This window comes from Aliiruegeria haliotis (genome assembly GCF_003003255.1).
GTDB classification, from domain to species: domain Bacteria; phylum Pseudomonadota; class Alphaproteobacteria; order Rhodobacterales; family Rhodobacteraceae; genus Tropicimonas; species Tropicimonas haliotis.
The window spans coordinates 74,939-92,397 of sequence record NZ_PVTD01000006.1 but is presented as its reverse complement, the minus strand read 5'-3'; the positions used below and the strand labels follow the sequence as shown (position 1 = coordinate 92,397).

Sequence of the window (17,459 nt, the reverse complement as noted above, 5' to 3'; positions counted from 1 at the left end):
GCGCCCGGTGTCTGGTGAAGATGATGAAACGCCAAAACACGGGCGCACCCTCGGGGTGCGTCCGGCAAAGCCACGGCTCTGATTGAGTGTTCTGCGCCTGTCGCCTGCCTACAGAATGGCGTTTGCCGACAGCGCCAGCGTGCTGACAAGAACACCATAGACCAGCAGCAGCGCGGGAAATGTCCCGGCGCGCGAACGGTATTCGCGGATCATGTCGTCGCGTGTCAGCATCGCAACCTCCAACAATAGGGAAGAACCCCGCCTCTCACCGGGCTCAATTCCCACGTAGGCTTTCAGATTGAGCCTATCAAGGAAAATTCCATGAAATCGTGAACGCGACGGACAACCCGATTCAGTGGCGTCGCAAAGAGGATAACTCCTGTCGTTTTCGTGTTTCCGACGCGTCCTGCTATTGCACGAAAGTCACATCCCCAGCTGCGCCACAGCCCCCTCCCGCGCCAAAGGCGAATCACCGCGCAACCGTCCGCGCCGGATCAAGGACCGGTCTTGCCCACCCTCGCGGAGACCAGCGGCGGGCGATGGGACCAAACGGCTTCGACTCAAAATGAACGGGATCCGTTAACACAGGCGCCCGTAGCTTCGTGGTACGATTGTCCACAACGTTTTTTGGATGGAGATTTCAGCATGCGTTTCACCACAGGGGTCGCGATTGCCGCGGCCAGTTTCCTCGTGTTGCCCCAGACGGCACCGGCAAGCCCGACCACGCAGGAACAGATGATGTATTTTCGAGCCTACGTGCAGGATGACCCGGCCTGTCTGCCGACCGCAGCCGCAGGCGTGGTGGACTGGAACGGGATCGCCACACCGGCAGCGACCTGCCCGGACGCATTCGCCTGGGTGAGCCTTCTGACGTCGATCCGGAACGAGTTCTGGAACGACGCACGCGACGAAACGGTTTGGCCGGCCTCTCCGCTGCCGCTCTGTGCAACGCCCGGCGATTCCGATTGCTGCGATCCGAGTGTTCTCGATCAGTCCACGCCGATAGCCGGAGCCCCACCTGCCGGATGCCCCTATGCGCCCGGCGACTGGACGGATCCCCCGACGCTGAAGATCACCCCCACCAACCGGCATGCGCCCGCCTTCGTCGACGAGCTCGACCCGGGCCGCGCGCTTCGCGACGAGGAAGGAGAGCAGGTCTATCGCAATGCGCCGATGCTCCGCTACATCTTCGAGCACAACCTTTATACGAAGGAAGGTCTGGGGGCTCGTTTCGTCGCGATGAATGAGGCACTTAGCAAGGATGTGCCTTTCCACCGGACCGATCTCAGCGTCCGGTTCCCCGAAGACGCGGTCATGGTCAAGGTCGACTGGGTGCACCAGCGCTTCATGATCGATGCCAAGCTCATCGATCCGGATCTCGACCCGCCCCAGAACCCGGACACGCCCTACATCACGGTGGAAATGGAAGGGGCAGACCCGGTCGACAGCGGCTTGTATTACCTCGTCGCAATGACCAACGCGTCCAAGGTTCTGCCGGGGTGGCACTGGTACGCGATCGAACACGTTGCCAACGCAGGCCGATGCGATTTCATCGGCTGCAATGACAGCTTCGGCTATGCGGCAAGGGGGATCGAGGTCGATGGCGCGCTCCATGGGACGAACTACGTGCCGCCGTTTCCGCTGTCAGAACCGGAGAACGGCGCCGCCACGGATATCCCGTCGGGCTACGGCAAGGTATATTCGGCGGATCTCACGGGGGAAACGCTGACGGATGCCCTGGCGGGGCTCTACGATGGCCTTGGCATCGGAACGGCTGCGACGGATGCCGACCCTGCGGTGCTGGATCCGGCAGACCCCGCGTGGCGCAACTATCGGCTGAAGGGGACGCAAACGAGTTTCACCACCAACGACGGCGTAACGACACTCATGGGAGCGTCGGTGACGGAGGGTGGTTTCGTGAACTCCGCCTCCTGCATGACGTGCCACTCACAGGCCAGTGTCAACGCGGCCGGCAACCCGGGCGTCGCCGGTGTCGGTTCGATCTCGCGGCTGAACATATTCGGGTACCAACAAAGCGCGTCAGGCGCTCCGGACGAGGCGTGGTTCTACTCGCACGGCGGCGCGGTCTATGACGCCTTTCCCGTCGATTTTGTCTGGGGGATTCTCAATGCCAAGTGCAGCGCCCCCGCCGATGACACCGGCGAGTTGTGCAAGAGCTACGACGGGATCGTGTTGACCTTCGGCGCAGACTGATACCGAGCCGGTGCGGGTGGCCGCAAGCCGATGGGCTTGCGGCCACCCGCAGAGAGCCACACACCGAAGGCACATTGCGGTGTTGCCCGATCAGATCTCACCAATGCGGCGAGTTGGGTACGTACGCCGACCTTGAAGTACAATGACCGGCCTATGGGCCAGAAAGGCAGCACCGAGCTTCGAGGCAGTGAACCTCGGATCAAGCGAAGGCGTCGCTGCCGCCACCGTCACATCCATGGCCGCGACAGTGGCGCACCCTGCGTGGCGCAGTTCCCTGCAACCCAACGCGGGTTCCGGTCGATGCCACCGGGTCAAACGAAATCAACGGCAACGCCCGCTAGCCTCCGTAGCCCCCACGCACCCCGCCGGTCTTGCCGAAGCCGCCGCGCGATGCGGCCGTAGCCTTTGTCATGGGGGGCTTGCCAACCGTCGCGGCCGGCTTGGTGAATTGATTGGAGCCCAGCTTCGCTTTGCCGGAATTGCCGGAATAGACACTGGAACCGGATGCATTCGTGAACTTTCCGTCGGCCGTGCGATATAGCGGTTGAGACCTTGCATAGCCACCGCGCCCACTGAGCATGTTGCCGATCAGGTACCCGGTGAGCAGCGGCATGAAGATACTGCCGGACCCACCGCTTGCGGCCTGCGCCTCTGACCCGCAGGCCCCTTGGCCGTGCTGCTCCTCGCAAACGGCCAGGCTGTCGTACCTCGGGGCGGATTCGACATGCAGTTGCTGCGCCTCGGAGATCGCGGCTTCGCAATCGTCCGCCGTCAGGATCCCATTCCCGGCAGCCGCCGCTTCCTTGCAGCTTTGAAGATCGGGATAGGCCTGGGCATCGACCTGTTCCTCCCGACAGCCCGACAGCGCAAAGGCCGTCGCGCCAACAATGCTGAGGGCCACGGTTCTCGAACGCTTTCTCATGGCGTGCCTTCTCCTGCTCAGTTCTCGATGAAATGCGGCTTGAACCGCGACAGGTCCTGGGTGATCCGCGAACGATCCTCGCGCAGTCCCATTCCCACACATTCCTGCCCGACGATCCAGGCACCAATCACCGGCCGGAACCCGCCAAAGACCGGAAGCGGGACGTAGGCCTGCACGATCCGGGGATGCGCAGCATATTCGGTGTTCGTCGAGGCTTCAGTTTCGCGCCCCGCCTCCACGATTGCAAGCGATGCGCCTTCGCGGGAAAACAGGGGCTTGATCACATGGCCCGCGCCGAGCGATTCCGCCGCGCGGTCGAAGGCGGCGGCATTCTCCCCTGTGGCGCCCCCCCGCCCGGCCAGCGCATCGGAGATATCTGCCTCGAAAAAGGCAGGCAACAGGTTCGGGTGCCCCTCGAACATCGACCATAGTACCGGCAGCAGACCCTTGTTCGACAGCAGCGCTTTCCACGCCGGTTCCAGCATTTGGCAACCTGCGTCGCGCAGGTGGTCGGCATAGGCATCCCGCAGCAGATCCTCCCAAGGGTAGAGCTTGAAAAGCGTGCCGATCACACGATCCTCGTCGTCGATGAATTGCCCGTCGGTGCTGATCCCGATCTTGTCCAGGTCGCAGTAATGCGCCCCAAGACCCGCTTCCCGGGCGGCCCAGCCAATACATTCAACGGTGGCATAGTCCTCGGGCGCATTCGCGACCGCGGTGAAATGCAGATCCGTCCCTTCCTCGAACAACGATCGGAACCGTTCCACAAGGGCTTCGTGGATTCCATTGAACTGATCGCTGTCGGGGGGAAGCACCTGTTCGGCGATCTGGCCCTCAAGCCAAGACCACTGAAACGACGCGGATTCGTAGAGCGACGTGGGCGTATCTGCGTTATATTCCAAGAGCTTGGCCGGACCTGCCCCGTCATAGGCCAAGTCGAACCGCCCGTAGATCTCCGGATCGCCGCGCCGCCAGCTTTCGGCGACCAGATCGCGGTGCGGTTCGGGAATGCCGAGTTTCTCCATCAGCTCTTCGCTGGCGACAATCGCCGCAGCCGCTTCGCGGCACAACGCGTGTAACTCGGTCGACGGATCCTCGATGTCATCCTCGATCTGACGCAGGGAAAACTGGTAGGCGCTGGTTTCGTCCCAATAGGGCTCGCCGTGCATGTCCGCGAATGTAAAGCCGAGTTCCTTCGCCTGATCGCGCCAGCCGGGTCGCTCGGGGAGGTCGATTTTCTGCATGTCCGAACGCCTTGCGCCCCCTTCCATCGAGATGTCCCGTCATAAGCACCTTGCCGGGTGCCGACGCAAGCCGGCGTTGTGCCACGACCGGAAAAAACCGGTTCGGTGGGTGCAGCGCGCGGTTGGCAGCGCAGACGCAACGGGCCTTACGTGTGATCCAGCGGCCGGTCCCCTGCGTATAATTCCAAAAGCAGGGAGAGAGAGAATGCTTCGTATCTTGACGCTGACGTTCCTGATTGTGCTCGGACACCAGGTGAACGCCGAAACCGTGTCGGGCGAGTTCACCTCGATCGACGGGGGTGTCATTTCGCTGGAAGACTGGCGTGGTGGCCCGGTTCTGGTGGTCAACACAGCGTCCCGGTGCGGGTTCACCAGACAGTACGACGACCTGCAGGCGCTCCATGATCGATACCAGGCGCGCGGGCTGCGCGTACTCGCGGTGCCGTCCAACGACTTCCGCCAGGAGCTCGCGACCGCCGAGCAGGTCAAGGATTTTTGCGCTGTCAACTTCGACCTCGATCTGCCGATGACGGATATCACCCATGTCCGGGGCAAGCGGGCACATACTTTCTACAAAGATGTTCGCGCGGCGACCGGGTTTGCGCCGCGCTGGAACTTCAACAAGGTTCTTGTCGGCCCGGATGGCACGGTGGTGAAAACCTGGCCAGCGCGGACCAACCCGCAATCCCGCGAAATCACGCAGGAAATCGAAGCTCTCCTGAACTGATGATGATGCAAGGACGAAACCGGGTTCCGCGTTGCTTGTAGACGCAATGGAATGGGCATCGCTCCGCCCGTTCATCCCACACGGAATGCGAGCGCATCCGGAAGATAGTCCAACCCCCGCATGACCCACGAGAACGGCGCCGGAAAGTCGGTGCGAAACCGCGATGACCTCATCGCGCGTGCCACTTTGTCGGCAGCCTGTTCCGGGGTCTGCATCATCGGCATCTTGAAGTCGTTCTTGTCCGTCAGCCGGGTCTTGATGAAGCCGGGGTTGACCAGCCGGACCGTGACGCCGCTGCCCTTCAGGTCATAGCGCATCGTCTCCGCGAGGCTGACAAGAGCCGCCTTGCTTGCAGCATAGCCCACCGCCGCCGGAAGACCGCGATAGCCTGCGAGCGACCCGACCAGCGTGATATCCCCGGACTTGCGGTCGAGGAAGCCGGGCAGCACCTCGCCCAGGACACGCAGCGCCCCGAGGTAGTTCACCTCCGTCATCGCCAGTGCGGCCTCGGTGTTCCACTCGGTTGCGCGCATCGGCTCATAGGCTCCTGCGTTGTAGATCACGCCATCGATTGGCCCGATCGTTGCGGCCGCTTCGGAAACGGAGCGCGCATCTGTCACGTCGAGCGCCACCGCGCGGGCGCCGGAAATCTCCGCCGCGAGTTCCTCCAGTCGCGCTTCATTGCGGGCAGAGAGGACGAGGGACGCGCCCTGTCCTGCCAACTCTGTCGCCAGCGCCCGACCGAGCCCCTCGCTCGCGCCGACCAGCCAGTATGTCTTGCCCTGCGGGTTCATGACCGAACCTCTGCGGTGGGGTGACCGTCCGACACCAGGGCTTCCGGCGGAGCCTGCCGTTTCAGGAAGGGCGCACGCTTGAGGTAGAGGACAAGCGCTTGCCAATGGATCAACGCCAGCACGCGGGCGGCACCAAGCGGGCGCCGGATAGCGGCACGTGCAAGGGTTGCGTTGGTGGCCGGGCGGCGTTCACCGCTCAGAGTAGCAATCACGCCTTCGCCTCCGTTCTCGTAGGCGATGCGGATATCCACCTTCGTCTCGGTGAGTCCGAAGTTGAAATGATATGATCCGGCCACTTCCTGAAACGGTGAGACATGCATCAGCTTGCGGGCGGTGAGCCTGTCCGTGCGCTCGATAGGGCGGAAGTCGTCATGGGCGCACACATAGCAATGCCGCTGCCCGAAGGTGCTGTTGACCTCGGCCACGAAGGCGCACGGCGCCCCGTCGCGCAGAGCGATCCAGAAGCTGACCGGGTTGAAATCAAACCACAGGAAGCTCGGCTGGGTGAGCAACACCAGCCGTGCGTCGTCCAGCGGGAACCCACGGGCGGCAAGGATCTCACGGAACCAGGCAACGCCACGTCCATCTCCGCGGGGCCCACCATGATGGCGGTCCGACAGATGCCAGAGGTTGAAGCGGTTGCCCGACAGCAGGCGTGGAGCGTTCTCAAGCGGCAAATCCACGAGCACGAAATCCACGCCGTAGCGAAACGCGTGTTTCAGATGTCCACGTCGAGCGTGGAATGTATGTCCGGCGATGTGATCGATCATAGCCTTTCTACGTAACACCCCGACGACCGGATCGATCCTGACACCGAAAAAGCCACGAATCTCGCAAGCGTCGGAAAATGCCGCATCGTCAACTGCGTGCGGCAGTACTTTATCTGATCCGCCACGTCCGGCCCGCCGTATTGTTTGCAATCATTCCACTGAGGTTCACATGTTCTATAGCCAAACGGCCCCACGCAAAAGGATCGCGATTGTCGGCGCCGGGATCTCCGGTCTTTCGGCGGCGTATTACCTCGCACCGACCCATGACGTGACCCTGTTCGAGGCCGGCGGGCGCCTGGGTGGACATGCGCGCACTGTCATGGCCGGCCTGCGCGGAGACCAGCCCGTCGATACGGGGTTCATCGTCTTCAACTACGCGACCTATCCCAACCTGACGCGGCTGTTCTCCGATCTCGATGTTCCCGTGACCCGAAGCGATATGAGCTTCGGCGCCAGCATTGATGGCGGTCGCATCGAATACAGCCTGGGCAACCTGAGCGGGTTGCTGGCGCAGAAACGAAACCTGGTGCGCCCGCAATTCTACGGCATGGTCGCGGACATCCTGCGGTTTGGAAAACACGCCGAAGCTGCGGCCCAGGACGATTCGAAGACGATTGGCGAGTTGGTGCAGGAACTGGAACTCGGTGGTTGGTTCCGGAACAACTACCTGATGCCGATGTGTGGAGCGATCTGGTCCACACCGGTCGACGACGTGGACCGTTTCCCCGCGCGATCCCTGGTTCGCTTTTTCCGCAACCATGCCCTTCTTGCAGGATCGGGAAAGCACCAGTGGTGGACAGTGAAGGGGGGCAGCGTCGAGTATATCAATCGCCTTCAGGCCTCATTGCTCGCACGGGGGGTCACCATTCGCCTCAATGCCCCCGCCGTGAGCCTCGCGCGCGACGAGAAGGGCGCGAAGTTGCAGGTTCGTGGCGGCCATGAGGAGACCTTTGACGAGGTCGTACTTGCCTGCCATTCCGATCAGGCTCTCGCGATCCTTGGCGGCTCTGCCACGCCGCAGGAACGTGCCAGCCTTGGCGCGATCCGCTACCAGCCCAACACCGCGGTTCTTCACCGCGACCCCGGCCAGATGCCGCTTCGGCGGGCTTGCTGGTCAAGCTGGGCGTATCGCTCCCAGGATGGCGCGATCGGCCTGACCTACTGGATGAACCGCCTGCAGGCGATCCCGGAGAACGACCCGCTCTTCGTGACGCTCAACCCGTCTGCGGAAATTCCCGACGATCTGGTCTATGATCGAAAGGAATTCGCCCACCCGATTTTCGATGGCGCGGCGCTACAGGCGCAACGTAGCCTTCAAGCCATCCAGGGTGAAAACCGGACATGGTTTGCCGGCGCCTACAACCGCCACGGCTTCCACGAAGACGGCATCGCCAGCTCTTTGCGCATCGTGCGCCAACTCAACCAGACGCAGATGGAGGGACCCCGCAATGAACATGACATCGAAAGCCCTGAAAACAGAATTCCTGTCCAGCTGTGAGCGACTGCGGGACGGTCAACTGACCCTCCGCACACCTGATGGCGAGACCTACCGCTTCGGCAGCCACGGCGCCGAGGCCGAGATGGAAATCCGCGACTGGTCGGCCGTGTCGGCAATTGCCGCGCATGGGCAGGTCGGCCTTGGCGAGACCTACGTCCAGGGTCTGTGGGATACGCCGTCGGTGGAGAGTCTGGTGACGCTGGCCATGCGCAACCGCGAGGAACTTGGCGCCTACGATCACGCCGGCGCCCTGAACAGGTTCAAGTTCCGCATGGTCGATCGCATCCTGCGGGCGAATTCCCGACGTGGCGCACGCCGCAACATTCGCGCGCACTACGACGTCGGCAACGAGTTCTACCAACTCTGGCTCGACGAGGGCATGACCTATTCCTCGGCCCTGTTCGACACCGGCGCGAGCAGCCTTGCCGATGGGCAGGTCCGCAAGAACGAACGCGCCCTGTCGCGTCTGACGGACGGCGAGCGTGTGCTTGAGATCGGTTGTGGCTGGGGTGGGTTTGCCGAGCAGGCGGCCGAGTCCGGACGCGATGTCTCAGCCATCACGATTTCCCGCAACCAGCAGTGCTATGCCGAGGCCCGCCTGGACGGTCGCGCGGACATCCAGCTTCGCGACTACCGCGACATCAAGGGCCGCTACGACAACATCGTCTCGATCGAGATGATCGAGGCCGTCGGAGAGCGTTACTGGCCGAGTTATTTCGGGACCATCCAGCGGAGCCTCTCCGAGGGCGGGCGGGCATTGGTCCAAGCCATCACCGTGCCGGACAGTTTCTTCGAGACCTATCGCAACTCGTCCGATTTCATCCGGCAATACGTCTTTCCGGGAGGCATGTTGTTGTCCGACCGGATCATTGCCGATCAGGCGCGCTCGGCTGGGCTCGCCGTTCGGAACAGCTTTGCTTTCGGGCAGGACTATGCCCGAACCTGCCGGATCTGGGCAGAACGGCTGGCCCGGCAGAAACGTCGGATCGAATCCCTCGGTCATGGCGAGCCATTTTTCCGCAACTGGCAGTACTACCTCGAAATCTGCGCCGCCTCCTTTGCGGTCGGTCACACCAACGTCGTCCAGGTCGAGTTGTCCCATGCATAGGCGCATTCTTCCCGCACTGCTGCTCGCAGCGTCGCTTCTTGCGACGCCATCCCCGTCATTGGCTGCCATCTCCGGTGCCAGCGAACGCGGTTCGGCCGTCTACCGCCATTTCGGGCTGCCGATCTACGAGGCGCGGCTCTACACGAAGGGCGGCGCACCGCTCGACTGGAACGAGGACTTTGCGTTGGAACTTCGCTATCTGCGCAACTTCACCGCCTTCGACCTCGTTGAAAGCACGATGCGCGAACTCGATCGCACCGGTGGCGCGCTGCCCGTGCGCGGCCAGCTTGAGACATGCTTCACCGACGTGCGCAAAGGCGACCGGTTCCTTGCGGTGACGAACGGGCCGGATCGCATCTCCTTCCGGCTCAATGGCAGGCAGACCTGTACGCTTTCGCATTCCGGGATCACCTACCGGTTCATGTCGATCTTCCTCGGTGACAACAGCCGCTCGCAGCGGTTCACACGAAAGCTGCGCGGGCAATGACCGTCGCGGCCGAGGCAGAGACAGCGCAAGCCGGACACCGCTATCCGCGTGTGAGCCTCTATGCGCTTATGCTCGCCTCAGCGGGCATACCTCTGTACATCCACCTGCCGCGGTTCGCGTCCGTGCACCTGGAAGTCGGGTTGGCCACCATAGGCACGTTGCTTCTGGCCATTCGGTTGGTGGACCTGGTGCAGGATCCTGCCCTGGGCTGGGCCATCGACCGATGGCCGCAGGCGCAACCCCTGTTTGCCATGATCGCGGCGGCCGGCCTCGCGGCGGGGTTCCCGCTGCTCTTCCTGCTTGAGCCCGGCGGGGCGGTCTTGTGGCAATTGCTCGCCGTTCTGGTGCTGCTTTTCTCTGCCTACAGCCTCGGAATGATTCTGCTTTACGGGCGCAGCGCCACTCTGGCGCGCAGTTCCGACCCGCGCGACCTCGTCACGCTCGCCGCATGGCGCGAGGCCGGGATGCTGGGCGGCGTGGTTCTGGCTGCGATGGCCCCTGCCCTTCTCGCGAGCGAGGGCGACGGGACCTCCGGCTATGGCGCCTACGGTGTTCTACTGGGGAGCGTGGCTTGCCTTGTCGCCATCCTGACACTGCCGATGTGGCGCCGTCCGGTTCTGCCTGGAGCGGCGCTCTCGCTGGCGGGTCTCCGGAAAGCTGGCGCCATGCGGCTGCTTGCCCTGGCGCTGGTCAACAGCCTGCCGGTCGCGATCACCTCGACCCTGTTCCTGTTCTTCGTGGAAGACCGCCTGATGCTGCCCGGCCTGGCCGGCCCCTTCCTCGTGCTCTTCTTCGTCTGCGCCGGACTGAGCGTGCCGGCATGGGCCTGGCTGGTCAACCGAATCGGCGCCCGCACCGTTCTGCTTGTCGCTATGCCACTGGCGATACTCGGATTTGTCGGCGCGGGTTTTCTCGGCCCCGGCAACAGCGTCGCCTTCGCCGTCATCTGCGTGATTTCCGGGGCCGCGCTCGGTGCCGACATGGTTGTTCTGCCAGCCATGTTCTCGATCGCGCTGACCCGTGCGGGACTGAACGCCTCGGCCGCGTTCGGCATCTGGTCTTTCGCCGGAAAGCTCGGACTTGCCCTTGCAGCCTTTCTTGTGCTGCCCGCTCTTCAAGCGAGCGGCTTCGCGCCCGGAGAAGACAACACACCTGACGCCATCGGGGCCCTGACGATCGCCTACGCCTTCGTCCCCTGCATCCTGAAACTCCTCGCCATGGGCTTCGTCCTGGCGCTTCCAACCGAGGATACGACCCAATGAAGATGACCGCCCTGCTGATCATTCTTCTTCTCGCAATCACCGTCCTGACGGCACGGTCGCTGCTGCTCAGCTTCCGCGCCCAGCGGCCTGCGGACTATGCAGCCACCTCGCCGGAGTTCGACATCCGGCAGGTCTTGTCCGGCCCGATCATCTCGGAAGGCCTGATCTACGGCCCGTCCGGCCGGATGACCAACAGCTTCGTCGCCCGCATGCATGGCGAGTGGCGCGGCGACAGTGGCACGCTGTCCGAGGATTTTACCTATTCCAACGGCAACAGCATGCAGCGGAAGTGGTTCCTTACCATGGGGCCGGACAACACGTTCACTGCCACCGCCGACGACATCGAAGGCGAAGGTTACGGAGTAATCTCTGGCGCAACGGTGATGATGCGGTACCGCATCCGGCTGCCGGAGGCCGCCGGCGGCCATGTTCTGAACGTGACCGACTGGCTCTACCTGATGGAAGACGGCACGATCATGAACCGCTCCGAGATGCGCAAGTTCGGCATCAAGGTCGCGGAACTGATCGCAACGATGCGCCCCGAGCCGGCAGAAGCCCAGCAATCGATCGCTGCACAATAGGCTGAATGGAAGGAGCAAACAGAGATGCGTATTCTTCTCGCGCTACTACTGGTTCTGGGTGTTGCGGCATGCTCCGGCAAGCCCGGGCCGGATGATGAGGTGCTTTCGGACCGGATCCTCAACATGGAGGAGTTCTTCGAGGGCCGGACGATTGCCCATGGCCAGTTTCAGGACCGCTTCGGCACCGTGCAACGCAGGTTCACGGTGGAGATCGACGGGACCTGGGATGGCCGCAACCTGCGGCTGGTCGAAGATTTCACTTATGATGATGGCGCGACAGAGCAGCGTATCTGGACCCTGACCAAGACCGGCGAGGACAGCTGGGTCGGGTCGGCGCCTGGCGTGATCGGACAGGCTTCCGGTGTAGAACGTGGCGACAGCTTCAACTGGGTATACCGGATCGATCTTCCTGTCCGCAAAGGCACCATGCGCGTCGATTTCGACGACTGGATGTGGTTGATGGCGGATGGCCGCGTGTTGAACCGCGCCTATGTCTCGCGCTTCGGGGTCGAGCTTGGCGAGGCGATCATCATGTTCGAAAAACCCTGATTGCCGACCGCGATGTTTGCTTCGATACCTCTCCAGGCGGGCGTCCCCTTTCCGGGGTCGAACCAACGCCCGCTATTGCCGCACACGGCCCTGTCACCCGTTCGGATTTTTTTTCGCGGTATCTTTGATCCGGTCGGCATGATGCACCGTAATGCAGTCATGTTCACGCAGACGCTTGATTTCGCAAACGCAACCGCTCTTAACTCCGAAGGGAGTAATGGGAGCGTTGAACGGGTGACCCAACCGGCCGTGGATATATCCGCCGAGACTGCATGGATGATTGCCGTGCGGGACGATCGTTGCCGAGAGTCCTTTGGTGCGTTGTTCGACCACTTCGCACCGCGCCTCAAGGGCTTCGTCATGCGATCCGGCACCTCGGCCGAGCACGCCGAAGAAATCGTGCAGGATGTGATGCTGACGGTCTGGCGCAAAGCGTCGTATTTCGACCCGCACCGCGCACAGGTTTCGGCCTGGATCTACCAGATCGCCCGAAACCGTCACATCGACATCCTGCGGAAGGAGAAGCGCCCGATCCCGGAGGCGCTCAAGGAAGAGCCGGACGCGGAGCCGGACGCGGGCCAGATACTGGCCCTGGAACAGGAAACACAGGAATTGAAACTGGCTATCTCGCGCCTCAACGACGACCAGCGGACGCTGATCGAAAAGGCGTATCTCGGGGAGCTGTCCCACCAGGAAATCCAGAAGCAGACCGGTCTGCCGCTGGGAACCGTGAAATCCCGGATCCGTCTCGGTCTGGAGCGGCTGCGGCATGAACTGCGGGAGCTTCGCTGAGATGTCACAGATCCAGCATCATATCCCCGAACACGTGCTTGCGGCCTATGCCTCTGGCAATCTTCCTTTCGAGTTTTCGCTCGTCGTGGCGGCGCATGTTTCCATGTGCCTGGAATGCCGCGCGTCGCTGGAAGCCCATCAGGCAATCGGCGGGCAGCTTCTGGAAAGCATCCCGGACATGGGTATCTCCGACGGGCTGAAATCCGATGTCATGGCGCTTCTGGATGCGCCGGAGAAGGCTGCGCCTGTCTACAGCCGGTCCGGCATTTACCCTGGCCCCATCATGGAAGCTCTCAAAGGAGCGCAACCTAAATGGAAGGCGCTCGGTGGCGGCGTTCGGCAGAGCATCCTGTCGCACGAGCCAACAGGGTCGGTGCGGTTGCTGCACATCCCGCCCGGCATGGCAGTGCCGGACCATGGCCACAACGGGTTGGAACTGACACTCGTGCTGCAGGGCAGCTTCAGCGACGAGGCTGGGAGCTTCGGGCCTGGGGATGTCGAGGTCGCCGATGACGATGTCGAACACACGCCCATCGCCGGGGACGGTCTACCCTGCATTTGCCTTGCGGCGACCGATGCACCGCTGCGGTTCCGTTCATTCCTGCCACGGATGCTGCAACCACTCTTCCGCATTTGACGAGGTGCACATGGCGTGACCTGCTCAGGGTCGCGCCATGGTTTGCGAGCGTTGTCACATTGAAGGCAGACCCGTGGCTTGGAGTGGACTTCGCCGATGGGCTACCACGCATGGGCTGGGCCCGGCATGCCATGTGCGACCAGATGGTCCGCGACAGAGCCGGGTGTGGACCTACTCGAACGTTCGAAACAGGCGCGTTGCCGAGAACATTGAATCCAACTCCTCGATCCGCTTGCGGCTCTCGTCCCATCCCGAGCGCTGGACTTCCGCAATCAGCGCCTCCAGCACCAGCATGATCGCAATCGTGGAATCCCAACTCGACGGGACCTCCACAAGGGCGTGGAACACGTAATGCGCCACCTTGGTGACCGGCGAACCCCATTGATCGGTGAAAAGGACGATCCTGCACCCCCGCTCCCGGGCCAATGTGGCAAGGCGGAGGATGCTGCTCTCGTAGCGTCGGATATCGAACAGGATAAGGATCGAACGCTCGTCCATGTCCAGCAGGTACTGCGGCCAGACATTCACGAAACTGCCAAGCTGGGTGACGTTCGGGCGAATGATCTGCAGGTGATTGAACAGGTAATCCGCGTTCGACCGGGTGATCCGCCCACCGGCCACGTAGATCCGGCGCTCCGGATCCGCCAGCAGCCCGGCAACGGCGTCGAACTGGTCCCTGTCCAGACGCTCCAACGTGTAGTGAATGTTCTCCGCCACGGTAGCGGCAAAGCGGTTCAGCGGATGGCTGTCCGCAGTCTGGGTCTGCCAATCCTCATGCTTTGAAATCGGCTTCTTGATCTGCGCCGCAACTTCGTCCCGCAGGGCGTCCTGCAGGTGCGGAAACCCGTCGAAACCCAGCTTGCGCGCCATCCGGATCACCGTCGGTGTCGAGACCCCGGCTGCAGAGGCGAACTTTGTCACCGATTTCAGGCCGGCCATCGGGTAGTCCTGCAGCAGGACATTCGCCAATTGCTGTTCGGAGCGTGTCAAATCCCCCAGGTTATCCTGGATGATCTGTTTGACGGTCTTTTTTCCGGCGATCGGGGGCATACTTGCCAACTTTTCTAACGGTTTGTACAGAATATTTCCTAACTGTAGTGATGTCTACAGAATTTCTGTTGACAGACCCGCCCTCCGTTGAGCCAAATACCCCCATGAGCGATACCGACGCACCCTCAGTGCTGACCGCGGCCGAAGGGCCGGCTGTCCAAGTTGAAAACCCCGACGGGCGGGGGCAATACGTCGTGGTCTGCGAACACGCCTCGCGGTTCATCCCCGCCGCGCTCAACGGGCTCGGCCTGGACGACGAGGCGGCGCAATCTCATGCGGCCTGGGATATCGGCGCATTGGACGTGGCCCGGCAGGTCGCGATGTCGCTGGACGCACCGCTGGTCGCGTCGCGCGTTTCCCGGCTTGTGTACGATTGCAACCGCCCTCCCGAGGCAGGTGACGCCATCACCGAGAAAAGCGAGCGTTTCGAAGTCCCCGGGAACCATGGCCTGACCGATGCGGACCGCGATGCCCGTGTCCGCGAGATCTACCTTCCGTTTCGCGACGCTCTGGCGCGGACGCTCGATGCGCGAAGCGGCCCGGTGACGCTCATCACCATCCACAGCTTCACGCCCGTCTACATGGGCAAGCCGCGCGACGTCGAACTGGGCCTGCTGCACGATGCAGACAGCCGTGTCGCCGAGGCGATGATGCGGATCGCGCGGGAGCACACGTCGATGCGAACCGAGCTGAATGCACCCTACGCGGCGGCCGATGGCGTGACCCATACGTTGCGCGCACACGCGGTTCCGGCCGGCCTTCCCAACGTGATGATCGAGATCCGGAGCGACCTCATCGACTCGCCCGAGGGCGCGAAACAGGTGGCAACCGAATTGGTCGCGATGTTGAACGCGGCAATGGACGGGCTTTCCGGCGTTGGCGGACAGCCAACCCGAGGCGATCAGAACAGGGCGGAGTAACGGACCGGGAATGGAATTCGCAAGGCGCTACATACGTATCGTGGACAGCATGAACCGCGTCATCGGCAGAATTGTCATGTATGGCATCTTCGTGATGATGGGCATCCTGCTCTGGTCCTCGATCTCCAAGACATTCTTCCTGCCGTCGCTCTGGACGTTGGAAATGGCCCAGTTCGCGATGGTGGCCTACTACATGCTCGGCGGACCCTATTCGATCCAGATGGGTTCCAACGTGAGGATGGACCTGCTCTATGGCGAATGGTCCGACCGCCGGAAGAGCCAGATCGACGCGATCACGGTCCTCTTCCTAATCACCTACCTTGGCTTCCTGCTCTGGGGCGGGATCGACAGCACGCTCTACTCGTTCAAGTACGGAGGCGAGCGCAGCCCGACGGCCTGGCGCCCCTACCTCTGGCCGATCAAGGTGATCATGGTCACAGGAATTTTCCTGATGCTGCTTCAGGCGATTTCGGAAATGTTCAAGGACATCCTGCGCCTCAAGGGCGAACGCTACCCCCGCGAGGAACTCAACTGATGTCCTACGACACGATCGCCATCCTCATGTTCTCCTCGATGATGCTGATGCTTCTGACAGGGCAGCGGGTCTTCGGCGCCATCGGCTTTGTTGCCGTCGTCTCGGCCTACTTCCTCTGGGGAGACCGCGGCGGCTACGACCTGGGCTTCTCCGCAGCGATGAAGCTGATGAAATGGTATCCGCTTCTGACCCTGCCGATGTTCATCTTCATGGGCTACATCCTGTCCAATAGCCGGATCGCGGACGACCTCTACAAGATGTTCCACGTCTGGATGGGCGGGCTGCGCGGCGGGCTGGCCATCGGCACGATCGGCCTGATGGTGCTGATCTCCGCGATGAACGGCCTCAGCGTTGCCGGCATGGCCATCGGCGCCACGATCGCGCTGCCGGAGTTGCTCAAGCGGGGCTACGACAAGCAGATGGTCACGGGCGTGATCCAGGCCGGATCATCACTGGGCATCCTCGTCCCCCCCTCGGTGGTTCTGGTGCTTTACGCGATGATTGCACGGCAACCGGTCGGGCAACTCTGGCTCGCCGGGGTCATCCCCGGACTGATGATGGCCGCCATGTTCGTGATCTACATCGCGGTGCGATGCCGGTTTCAACCGTCTCTGGGCCCGGTCCTCCCGAAGGAAGATCGCGACATCCCGATGTCCGAAAAACTGGCGCTGCTGCGTGCGGGCCTGCTTCCGCTCTTCATCTTTGCCGCGATGATGGTCCCCTTCGTCAACGGCTGGACGTCGCTGGTGGAAAGCTCGGCCATCGGCGCCATAGCCGCCTTCCTCGCCGCCGTCCTCAAGGGCCGGATGACACGGGATGTGTTCTACCATTCGGTCCGCTCGACGCTCGGCATCTCCTGCATGTTCATGTGGATCATCCTCGCAGCGCTGGCCTTCGGCGCGGTCTTCGACGGTCTGGGCGCGGTGAAGGCCATCGAGGATGTCTTCACCGAGAAACTCGGGCTCTCCCCCTGGATGATCCTGATCCTGATGCAGCTGAGCTTCATCCTGATGGGCACCTTCCTCGATGACACCGCCATGCTGGTCATCGTCGCGCCGCTCTACGTGCCGCTGGTCAAGGCGCTCGGCTTCGACCTGATCTGGTATGGCGTGCTCTACACGATCACCACCCAGATCGCCTACATGACCCCGCCCTTCGGCTACAATCTCTTCCTCATGCGGGCGATGGCTCCACCTGAGATCGGCCTCAAGGATATCTATGTTTCGATCATCCCGTTCGTTTTCGTCATGGTTCTCGCGCTGAGCCTTGTGATGGTCTTCCCTGACATCGCGCTCTGGCTGCCGGAAACCGTGTACAACAAATAACCACCAGACCCTGCGAACAGGGCATCACACAAAGGAAACCACAG

Annotated in this window: 19 protein-coding genes; 13 read left to right on the top strand and 6 right to left on the bottom strand. The window is 62.4% G+C overall.

Annotation, left to right across the window (positions count from 1 at the left end; all coding sequences use genetic code 11):
• Positions 1 to 108: 108 nt before the first annotated feature.
• The gene (locus CLV78_RS24805; RefSeq protein ID WP_281261150.1) at positions 109 to 231 is read right to left on the bottom strand and encodes a hypothetical protein; all 123 of its coding nucleotides are present in this window, start codon (positions 229 to 231) and stop codon (positions 109 to 111) included.
• A gap of 414 nt (positions 232 to 645) precedes the next feature.
• On the opposite strand from CLV78_RS24805, the gene CLV78_RS14940 reads away from it, so the two are divergent.
• Positions 646 to 2,214, top strand: a complete 1,569-nt coding sequence (locus tag CLV78_RS14940; RefSeq protein WP_106205632.1) for a hypothetical protein — start codon at positions 646 to 648, stop codon at positions 2,212 to 2,214.
• A 337-nt stretch (positions 2,215 to 2,551) separates the two neighbouring features.
• Here CLV78_RS14940 and CLV78_RS14935 read toward each other — a convergent pair whose 3' ends face one another.
• Together CLV78_RS14935 and CLV78_RS14930 are read right to left on the bottom strand one after the other, a co-directional pair.
• The gene (locus CLV78_RS14935) at positions 2,552 to 3,136 is read right to left on the bottom strand and encodes a DUF1190 domain-containing protein (RefSeq protein ID WP_106205631.1); all 585 of its coding nucleotides are present in this window, start codon (positions 3,134 to 3,136) and stop codon (positions 2,552 to 2,554) included.
• A gap of 17 nt (positions 3,137 to 3,153) precedes the next feature.
• On the bottom strand, positions 3,154 to 4,380 hold the full coding sequence (locus CLV78_RS14930; RefSeq protein ID WP_106205790.1) for a glutathionylspermidine synthase family protein: 1,227 nt from the start codon (positions 4,378 to 4,380) through the stop codon (positions 3,154 to 3,156).
• A 205-nt stretch (positions 4,381 to 4,585) separates the two neighbouring features.
• Here CLV78_RS14930 and CLV78_RS14925 point away from each other — a divergent pair, with 205 nt between their 5' ends.
• Positions 4,586 to 5,107 carry a glutathione peroxidase gene (locus CLV78_RS14925; RefSeq protein WP_106205630.1) on the top strand — a complete coding sequence of 174 codons (522 nt, stop codon included), beginning with the start codon at positions 4,586 to 4,588 and terminating at the stop codon, positions 5,105 to 5,107.
• A 71-nt stretch (positions 5,108 to 5,178) separates the two neighbouring features.
• On the opposite strand, the gene CLV78_RS14920 is transcribed toward CLV78_RS14925, so the two are convergent.
• Together CLV78_RS14920 and CLV78_RS14915 are read right to left on the bottom strand one after the other, a co-directional pair.
• On the bottom strand, positions 5,179 to 5,901 hold the full coding sequence (locus CLV78_RS14920; protein WP_106205629.1) for an SDR family NAD(P)-dependent oxidoreductase: 723 nt from the start codon (positions 5,899 to 5,901) through the stop codon (positions 5,179 to 5,181).
• Positions 5,898 to 6,671: a DUF1365 domain-containing protein gene (locus CLV78_RS14915; protein ID WP_106205628.1), complete on the bottom strand. Its 774-nt coding sequence runs from the start codon at positions 6,669 to 6,671 to the stop codon at positions 5,898 to 5,900. The genes CLV78_RS14920 and CLV78_RS14915 overlap by 4 nt, the downstream gene beginning before the upstream one ends.
• Before the next feature lie 169 nt (positions 6,672 to 6,840).
• Here CLV78_RS14915 and CLV78_RS14910 point away from each other — a divergent pair, with 169 nt between their 5' ends.
• The 8 genes from CLV78_RS14910 to CLV78_RS14875 all read left to right on the top strand — a co-directional run bounded on the left by CLV78_RS14910 (position 6,841) and on the right by CLV78_RS14875 (position 13,585).
• Complete coding sequence (locus CLV78_RS14910) at positions 6,841 to 8,169, top strand: NAD(P)/FAD-dependent oxidoreductase (RefSeq protein WP_106205627.1); 1,329 nt, start codon at positions 6,841 to 6,843, stop codon at positions 8,167 to 8,169.
• On the top strand, positions 8,120 to 9,277 hold the full coding sequence (locus tag CLV78_RS14905) for an SAM-dependent methyltransferase (RefSeq protein ID WP_106205626.1): 1,158 nt from the start codon (positions 8,120 to 8,122) through the stop codon (positions 9,275 to 9,277). The genes CLV78_RS14910 and CLV78_RS14905 overlap by 50 nt, the downstream gene beginning before the upstream one ends.
• Positions 9,270 to 9,764: a hypothetical protein gene (locus tag CLV78_RS14900; protein ID WP_106205625.1), complete on the top strand. Its 495-nt coding sequence runs from the start codon at positions 9,270 to 9,272 to the stop codon at positions 9,762 to 9,764. Before CLV78_RS14905 ends, CLV78_RS14900 begins: the two co-directional genes overlap by 8 nt.
• The gene (locus tag CLV78_RS14895) at positions 9,761 to 11,026 is read left to right on the top strand and encodes an MFS transporter (protein ID WP_106205624.1); all 1,266 of its coding nucleotides are present in this window, start codon (positions 9,761 to 9,763) and stop codon (positions 11,024 to 11,026) included. Before CLV78_RS14900 ends, CLV78_RS14895 begins: the two co-directional genes overlap by 4 nt.
• A 2-nt stretch (positions 11,027 to 11,028) precedes the next feature.
• Entirely contained in the window at positions 11,029 to 11,607 is a 579-nt protein-coding gene (locus CLV78_RS14890; protein WP_106205789.1) for a DUF3833 domain-containing protein, read from the top strand.
• Between the two features lie 24 nt (positions 11,608 to 11,631).
• A complete protein-coding gene (locus CLV78_RS14885) occupies positions 11,632 to 12,156 on the top strand; it encodes a DUF3833 domain-containing protein (protein ID WP_106205623.1) in 525 nt (174 codons plus the stop codon).
• Between the two features lie 276 nt (positions 12,157 to 12,432).
• Positions 12,433 to 12,948, top strand: a complete 516-nt coding sequence (locus tag CLV78_RS14880) for a sigma-70 family RNA polymerase sigma factor (RefSeq protein WP_106205622.1) — start codon at positions 12,433 to 12,435, stop codon at positions 12,946 to 12,948.
• Position 12,949: 1 nt separating this feature from the next.
• Positions 12,950 to 13,585, top strand: coding sequence for a ChrR family anti-sigma-E factor (locus tag CLV78_RS14875; RefSeq protein ID WP_106205621.1), 636 nt, complete (start codon positions 12,950 to 12,952; stop codon positions 13,583 to 13,585).
• 171 nt (positions 13,586 to 13,756) lie between these two features.
• Here the strand turns inward: CLV78_RS14875 and CLV78_RS14870 are convergent, their stop codons facing one another.
• Entirely contained in the window at positions 13,757 to 14,635 is an 879-nt protein-coding gene (locus CLV78_RS14870; protein WP_106205620.1) for a MurR/RpiR family transcriptional regulator, read from the bottom strand.
• Positions 14,636 to 14,739: 104 nt separating this feature from the next.
• On the opposite strand from CLV78_RS14870, the gene CLV78_RS14865 reads away from it, so the two are divergent.
• From CLV78_RS14865 to CLV78_RS14855, 3 genes are read left to right on the top strand one after another with little or no spacing between them, the layout of a single operon-like run.
• Positions 14,740 to 15,555 (top strand): N-formylglutamate amidohydrolase, encoded by an 816-nt coding sequence (locus CLV78_RS14865; protein WP_106205619.1) that lies wholly within the window; start codon positions 14,740 to 14,742, stop codon positions 15,553 to 15,555.
• A 10-nt stretch (positions 15,556 to 15,565) separates the two neighbouring features.
• Positions 15,566 to 16,090 (top strand): TRAP transporter small permease subunit, encoded by a 525-nt coding sequence (locus CLV78_RS14860; protein WP_106205618.1) that lies wholly within the window; start codon positions 15,566 to 15,568, stop codon positions 16,088 to 16,090.
• Positions 16,090 to 17,415, top strand: a complete 1,326-nt coding sequence (locus CLV78_RS14855) for a TRAP transporter large permease (RefSeq protein ID WP_106205617.1) — start codon at positions 16,090 to 16,092, stop codon at positions 17,413 to 17,415. Before CLV78_RS14860 ends, CLV78_RS14855 begins: the two co-directional genes overlap by 1 nt.
• Positions 17,416 to 17,459 lie beyond the last annotated feature (44 nt).